General features: G+C 48.4%; 9 protein-coding genes. 3 read left to right on the forward strand and 6 right to left on the reverse strand.

From position 1 onward, the window contains the following. Window positions 1-246 precede the first annotated feature (246 nt). From J2Z49_RS14390 to J2Z49_RS14400, 3 genes are all read left to right on the forward strand, one after another. Complete coding sequence (locus J2Z49_RS14390) at window positions 247-702, forward strand: hypothetical protein (RefSeq protein WP_307403835.1); 456 nt, start codon at window positions 247-249, stop codon at window positions 700-702. A 97-nt stretch (window positions 703-799) separates the two neighbouring features. Then, window positions 800-1,966, forward strand: coding sequence for a glycosyltransferase family 4 protein (locus tag J2Z49_RS14395; RefSeq protein ID WP_407650102.1), 1,167 nt, complete (start codon window positions 800-802; stop codon window positions 1,964-1,966). A 102-nt stretch (window positions 1,967-2,068) separates the two neighbouring features. After that, a complete protein-coding gene (locus J2Z49_RS14400) occupies window positions 2,069-2,587 on the forward strand; it encodes a DUF2179 domain-containing protein (protein ID WP_307403838.1) in 519 nt (172 codons plus the stop codon). A 50-nt stretch (window positions 2,588-2,637) separates the two neighbouring features. On the opposite strand, the gene J2Z49_RS14405 is transcribed toward J2Z49_RS14400, so the two are convergent. The 6 genes from J2Z49_RS14405 to J2Z49_RS14430 all read right to left on the reverse strand — a co-directional run bounded on the left by J2Z49_RS14405 (window position 2,638) and on the right by J2Z49_RS14430 (window position 6,779). Continuing rightward, window positions 2,638-3,090, reverse strand: coding sequence for a hypothetical protein (locus tag J2Z49_RS14405; RefSeq protein ID WP_307403840.1), 453 nt, complete (start codon window positions 3,088-3,090; stop codon window positions 2,638-2,640). Between the two features lie 407 nt (window positions 3,091-3,497). Next, window positions 3,498-3,755, reverse strand: coding sequence for a hypothetical protein (locus J2Z49_RS14410; protein ID WP_307403842.1), 258 nt, complete (start codon window positions 3,753-3,755; stop codon window positions 3,498-3,500). Window positions 3,756-4,162: 407 nt separating this feature from the next. Beyond that, window positions 4,163-4,318: a hypothetical protein gene (locus J2Z49_RS14415; protein WP_307403844.1), complete on the reverse strand. Its 156-nt coding sequence runs from the start codon at window positions 4,316-4,318 to the stop codon at window positions 4,163-4,165. A gap of 111 nt (window positions 4,319-4,429) precedes the next feature. Then, the gene (locus J2Z49_RS14420; RefSeq protein WP_307403846.1) at window positions 4,430-5,152 is read right to left on the reverse strand and encodes an amino acid ABC transporter ATP-binding protein; all 723 of its coding nucleotides are present in this window, start codon (window positions 5,150-5,152) and stop codon (window positions 4,430-4,432) included. After that, window positions 5,145-5,840 (reverse strand): amino acid ABC transporter permease, encoded by a 696-nt coding sequence (locus tag J2Z49_RS14425; RefSeq protein ID WP_307403848.1) that lies wholly within the window; start codon window positions 5,838-5,840, stop codon window positions 5,145-5,147. Before J2Z49_RS14425 ends, J2Z49_RS14420 begins: the two co-directional genes overlap by 8 nt. An 81-nt stretch (window positions 5,841-5,921) precedes the next feature. Beyond that, the gene (locus J2Z49_RS14430) at window positions 5,922-6,779 is read right to left on the reverse strand and encodes a basic amino acid ABC transporter substrate-binding protein (protein WP_307403850.1); all 858 of its coding nucleotides are present in this window, start codon (window positions 6,777-6,779) and stop codon (window positions 5,922-5,924) included. Between the last annotated feature and the right edge of the window lie 380 nt (window positions 6,780-7,159).

Raw genomic sequence — 7,159 nt, forward strand, 5'->3', positions numbered from 1 at the left:
CTTCCAGTATGGCAGAAAAAGTTGGTAATGGAAAGTCTAGCTGACTCGATTTTCATTCGTGGGTTGTGATAAAAATTATCATGGAAGTTTAGGGATAAGTTGCCTTTAGGGCAACTTTTTTGACGTCCCCAGGCCAATGTAAAAAAAATTTCCCTTCTCCCACAATATACCAATTATTTACAAGGATGTATTTGCCTTCTAGTCGTATACTATTCCAATAAAGACGTAGGGGGAGGGGAAAAGAAATTGAAACTTTGGCACGTTGTCATTACGGCCCTGTTTTTTTTGCTGCTCGCAGAAGGGAGCCACCTGGCCGCCAGCACCACCCAACAGAATGAGATATATGCTATCATTAAAGGATCGGTAGAGGACGATTCCTGGTGGCAAGCACGAAACAGGGAAGAAGTAAAGGAAAAGCTGGGAAAGTACTACGCCGAGCCCCTATTATCCGAGGTAAGTGAGCGGGCATGGGATTTTATCGCCCGGCCAACCGATTGGTATTGCCGGGCTGCCGTTACCGATGTTTCCCTTGAGTACCGGACATCAGAAAAGGCAACGGTAAGCACAACCCTGCTGAACACTGACCTCGTCACCGGGCAAATCCAAAAGGGAACAGGATATTTTAGTTTACATAAAACTCCACTAGGCTGGCGCATTGTTTCTGCCGATTACCGCTGGGAGGAAGTAGTCGACGCCCAATAAGTTATCAACCGAAGGACTTGGAGCCCCTAAACGAGAGCGATATAATGGTAATATAATGGCAGTAGGGAGACCATCAAAAAAAAGGGGCGTGGGATTTTTGAAAATCGGCGTTTTTACCGATAGCTACCGTCCATATACCAGCGGTGTGGTACGGTCCATAGATACTTTTACCGCTGAGCTAACCAAACTGGGACATGACGTCTATATCTTTGCCCCCAATTACCCTAATTGCTCCAGGGAAAAGCGGGTTTTTCGTTTTCCTTCCGTCCCGGCCCCAACAAACCGGGATTTTGCCCTGGCGGTACCCTTTTCCTTTCGCCTGAAACCCACCATCAACCAATGGCAACCTGATATAATCCATGTTCATTCACCCTTTTTGCTCGGGCGAGTGGGGGCCCGTTATGCCCATAAGCTGGGCATCCCTTTGGTTTTTACCTTTCATACTCTCTACGATCAATATGTCCACTATGTACCCTTTGCCCAGGGCGTTACCCGGGTACTGACCAGACGCTTTTGTCGGGATTTCTGCAACCGGTGCGATTTAGTGGTTGCGCCCACCGGCATTATTGAGGAACATTTAAAAAAAATGGGGGTGCGTACGAAAATAAAAGTTATACCCACCGGCATCAATCTAGAGGAATTTACACAAGGTGACAAAAACTGGTTACGCCGGGAACATGGAATTAAACCGGAAGAAAAGATCCTGCTTTTTGTGGGACGGCTGGGGCAGGAAAAGAACATTGGTTTTCTTTTATCCGTTTTTGCGGAACTTAGCAGTGGGAACTCCAATCTAAAACTGGTTCTGGTGGGTGGGGGTCCGGAAGAGGTCAATTTAAAAAGACAGGCCGCCCAGCTTGGCATAGGCCAGCAAGTAATATTTACCGGCACGTTAAATAGAACGGAAGTAATTAAATGTTATCAGGGGGCCGATCTTTTTGTTTTTGCCTCCAAAACCGAAACCCAGGGGTTGGTGCTGGCTGAAGCCAAGGCAGCAGGACTTCCGGTGGTAGCCGTTAAAGCTTTTGGTACAAGTGAAATGGTCAGAGACGGAGAAGATGGTTTTCTGACACCGGAAAATAAGGACCTTTTTGTAGCAAAAGTAAAAGAGCTCATTACAGATGACGACCTGCGGCAAAAAATGGCCGTCCGGGCAAAAAACAACGCCCAATTGCTTTCTTCCCGCCAATCAGCTTTAAATCTAGTTGCCGAATACCATGCCCTCAAGGGAAAAAAACACAATCATCTTATGCGCAGCTCGGTCTAAGGTTTCGATCTAGAAAGTTCTAAAGCTCATGTTAAAAAACGTCGAAAGTGCTTATTGCCGGATATATTTATGGAGGGAAGAGGATTGGAAACTTGGTTACCAATGATAGGAGGTTATCTGTTTATTTTCTTTGCCCGGGTAATAGACATGTCCCTGGACGTAATCAGAGTATTGATGCTGATGCGGGACAAACGGTTGCTGGCGGCTGTAATTGGTTTTCTTGAGGTTTCCGTGTTCATACTGGCCCTCAGTCAAGTATTGGCCGGAGGTTTAAACGACCCCGTTAAAGTAATAGCTTATGCCGGCGGCTTTGCAACGGGGAATTACATCGGCAGCCTTATCGAATGCAGACTTGCACTGGGCTACCTCTCGCTGCAAGTGTTCCCGGCACCACAACTGGCGTCCCAGTTTATCGAAAGGTTGCGCCAGGAGGGATTTGGTGTTACCAGCGTGGAGTGTCAGGGCCAGTGTGGCGAGAGGACGGTTTTGTTCGTACTTCTTAAACGGCGCGACCTGCAGCGGGCGTTATCCATCTTGAATAAGCTTGATCCCAACACATTCTTTAATGTCTCGGATGCCCGGTTGATCCATGGAGGAGTTTTTCCATCTAAAAGTAAGTAAAGGCAATGGATAAAGGCAGAAGTGTATATAACACCGATTACGTCAGGTATTTAACGGGCGGTGCTTAAAAGACCCGGTTCTAAAGATGTAGTCTTACCGCCGGGCTGATCCGTTGTCACCGGCCTCTGCAGAGGAACCACGGTAGGGGCACCGTTTAATCCTGTAATGATCAGATACTCGTGGCCAGTAGCATTATCCCGCAGAACAGTAAAACCGCCCAAATTTTTAGTTTCAGAATGCTCATAAATAATCTTAAAACGCTGGTCCTGTCCATCAAGTGTTCCAGGGAGTTGCCCGTGATTGGCCTGACCGGCATCCCGGGAACAACCGGCCAGGACGATAGTAATAAGAAGCAAAAAACTAAGCACAGCAGTGCGCATAAGAGAGCAACCTCCTAGCTTGTGGAAATTACCAATTACCGAAAACCTTCTATAAGAATTATTATATTTCAGCACGTGTAACATTTCAAAGGTTTCCAGGAAAGAACAGTGGATTCTCATCACCACAATGCCCCCGACGTGAACCCGATAGCATGTTCCAAGCCACCGGACAATGATGATCAGGACAAGAGCAGTGCTTGATGACTCCACTTCCGTGTATTGGCCAATTCCGTGTATTGGCCAACCGGGTAACCCCCCAGGAAACTTGCTTCCACCTATATATAGTACCGGGGGGTTGATCATGCCCCGGAAGCAATGGCAAATTGGGCCAGCGGAGGGCCGGGCACGAGCTTGCCGGTGAATTGAAAGCCGGCCGTGAACCACAAGGCTTGCAAGCGCAATGCCCGGCCCGAGCGCGCCGAAGTGGCAGGAGTTTCCGATGCTGGTTAACATAATACTTATTATAGGAACTTAGTTTTGCAAACAGCCAAAAACTCGCCGGTTAAGCTTACCATAGGACAGGACCGCGGTTAATCTAACCCCATCCGATTCCGATGATGACCATTGCCTTTCGCCCAGTGGCATTTTTCCAAAGTAAGGATTTCTTTCTGGGGTTGCTTTTTAGCAGGGTAATCAACCAATTTTAAACAGTTGGCACAATTATCACAGATCTTATCCGGGTTCAGCTCGCAAACAAAACAATCACAACAGTTATCACAAATTTTTTCTTCTTCTAATATACACATCTTGTCAACTTGCTTTATTTTATATTTTACATATATTTCCATGCCCAACCATCCCGTCTTTCATATCTTTTACGTTATTTTATTTTGCGACATTCCTCCTGCGACAGATCGGTTACCTGGCCACTCATCGCCTTTATTTTACTGCATACCACCGTAAAGATCAGCATTATTTCCCTTAACGGGCTGATCCACCACTTAAAAGGGAAAATAATTATCTTAAAGCGTTTCAGCCCTTTGCCGCCTTTTTATGTACTGGCACTTGCGTTAGTCAGCCCACCGCTGGCTAAAAAGTCGGGCCGGATTCACAATTTCCTTACTAGTCAAGCCTGCCAAGGCCGATTAGTTAGCTCCCTCCTTCCCCGCTTCCCTACCCCCGGTATTCAGAAGCACCGCTACGGGTTGACACGCCGCCACGGGCAACAAACCGGAACAAATCAAAGCACGGTATTTTACTTGTGCATAATCCGCAGGTAGCCGAAAAATTTGCCGGCCGCGTACCTGTTCTGGCCGGCGGACATTCTCACCGGACCGAGATCAAAAAAATTGGCCCTTCCCTGCTGGTGAACCCGGGAACCACCGGCGCCGCCGGTATCCGTGGCTTGCAAACCAGCCAGGAAGTGCCCTATTCGGCATCTATTCTTTACTTTCTTAAGAAGCTATGGCCAGGTGACAAATGCCTGGCTTTAATTTTTCTGGCTGCTTTACAGGATTTTGCTTTACAGGATTTTACTAAGGAACACCTTAAGGCGTTCATTTTGGGGGTAATTGAAAATTTGCTCCGGAGTCCCTTCTTCCACAATGCGCCCTTCGTCCATAAACAGGACCCGGTCCCCCACCTCCCGGGCAAATCCCATCTCGTGGGTGACCACCACCATGGTCATACCCTCCCGGGCCAGGTCCTTCATTACCGCCAGGACTTCGCCGACCATCTCGGGATCCAGCGCCGAAGTAGGTTCATCGAAAAGCATCACCTTGGGACGCATAGCCAGCGCCCTGGCAATCGCCACCCTTTGCTGCTGTCCCCCCGATAGCTGGTCGGGATAGGCATGAGCTTTATCACTCAAACCAACTTTGGCCAGGAGGTTATGGGCTATTTCTTCCGCCTCGTGTTGCGTCATTCCCCGTACCTTTATGGGAGCCAGGGTGATGTTTTCCAGGGCCGTTTTATGGGGGAAAAGGTTAAAGCGCTGAAAAACCATGCCCACTTCCTGCCGGACCTTGTTAATGTCCGTTTTGGGATCCATGAGATTGACCCCATCCACCACCACTTCCCCAGCCGTGGGCTGCTCCAGGAGATTCAGGCAGCGCAGAAATGTGCTTTTCCCCGAACCGCTGGGTCCAATAACCACCACCACTTCCTGGGGAGCCACATCGCAATTAACGCCCCTTAAGACCTCCAAGTGGCCAAAGCGTTTGTACAAGTTGGATACCTTAATCACCCGTCTTCAACCTCCTTTCCAGGTAATCCACCAAACGGGAGATTAGGATGACCATGATCAGGTAAATAAAGGCCACGGTGAGATAAATCTGAAAGGCCTTATAAGTAGCCCCCACAATGAGCTGGCCCCGGCGGAAGAGCTCCTCAAAGCCGATGACCGAAAGGAGGGAGGTGTCTTTAAGCATGGCAATAAACTCATTGCCAAGGGGAGGGATTACCCGCTTGAAGGCCTGGGGCAAAATAACGTAGCGCATGGCCTGTCCATGAGTCATACCTAAGGAGCGGGCCGCTTCCATCTGTCCCTTCTCAATGGACTGAACGCCAGCCCGGAAAATTTCGGCTATATAGGCTCCACTGTTAAGACTGCAGGCAATCACTGCTGCAAAAAAAATAGGTATATTTTCAAACACCGGGGTGATACCATAGGCCTGCACAAGCTGACTTTGAACATCTTTTAAAATCTGGGGGATGCCAAAATAAACAATCACGATCTGAACCAATAGCGGAGTGCCCCGGAAAAAATCCACATAACAGACGGCCAGAAAACTTAAAACACGATTCCGGGAAAGCCGCGATAACCCGGCAATTAAACCGAGAATACACCCGAAAAACACGGAAATGGCCGTAATTTGCAAGGTCTTTACGGCGCCTAGCAATAGTACCGGTAGAGAACTTATAACAGTTTCCAAAAGACTTCACTCTCCCCGTAGACCGCTAACAGGCCAAATATGCGTAACACGGAAGTGTTACGCATATTTGGCCTTGTCCCATTAGTTGGCCGGAGGCTCACCGGGCAGGAAATCTGGAGGCTCCTTGTCAAACCACTTTTTATAGATCTCGGCATACTTGCCGTTTTCCTTCAAAGTCTTCAAGGCGCTGTTAACCTTTTCCAGAATATCCGGCTTGCTCTTGGGTACCGCAATGCCGTAGAATTCACTGGTCCGCAGGTCACCTACAATCTTAACGTCTTTGTTTCCCTGCTGGATAAAGTAAAACGTTACCGGGTAATCGTTTACCACGGCATCCACGTTGCTATTCTTTAAGGCCATAAAGGCCTCGTTAATGGTGTTATAGTCGGTGATTTTGGCGCCGGGAATCTTGCGTGCCTCGTCCGCTCCCGTGGTGGCAATCTGTACCCCTATTTTCTTGCCGGCCAGATCGTCAAAACCTTTGATGGTGTTGTTGCTGGCCTTCACCGCCACACACTGGCCTGACTGGTAATAGGGCAGGGAGAAATTAACCTGTTCTTTGCGCTTTTCGGTAATGGTTATGGCCGAAATGGCCAAATCCACGCTGGCACTCTGCAGGGCAGGCACAATGCCGTCAAAATTCATGCTCCGGATTTCATAATCCCAGTTATTGACCTCGGCAATGGCCTGGATCAGTTCCATGTCAAATCCCACGTACTTGCCAGTGTTGGGATCCTGAAACTCGAAGGGCGCGTAGGTCGTGTCCGAAGCCACAAGTATCTTTTGCTTGCCGGCTGGCTGCTGCCCGCCCCCGGCCTGGGCACTGGTCTGCTTACTGTCCTTAGTATCTTTTGTCTGCTGCCCGCCGCAACCGGCCACCCCCAGGGCCAGGGCCAAAACAACCAGCATGATCAATATCACTTTTATAGTCCTCAGCACAACTTGTCTACCTCCTTCGGTATGTATTTAGCCAACAGTACATTTCCGTATGGGCACTCCGGATTCACCCCGCTGTAATTTGAACAACCAGGCAAATGTTTGAATCTTTGGACAGCACCTCCCTCGTCACTTTGCCACAGACACTACATTTTCGCTTTAAAACGTCAAAATCCTGCTTTTAAAAAAATTTAAAAACCTGCATTTTTTCATGGAACCTCTTTCCACTTCCAGCTATCTCCCTTTATCTTTAAAAACGTTTTTTATCTCGGCTTTCTCCAGATGCAGGTGGCCGTGTAAAATTTCAGTAGGCACCAGAAGGGGATCAGCCCCCTGAAAAAGAAATGAGACCTCACGCGCCCAAAAAACACCAAAAATCAAGC

The sequence above is a fragment of the Desulfofundulus luciae genome, assembly GCF_030813795.1.
GTDB lineage: Bacteria > Bacillota > Desulfotomaculia > Desulfotomaculales > Desulfovirgulaceae > Desulfofundulus > Desulfofundulus luciae.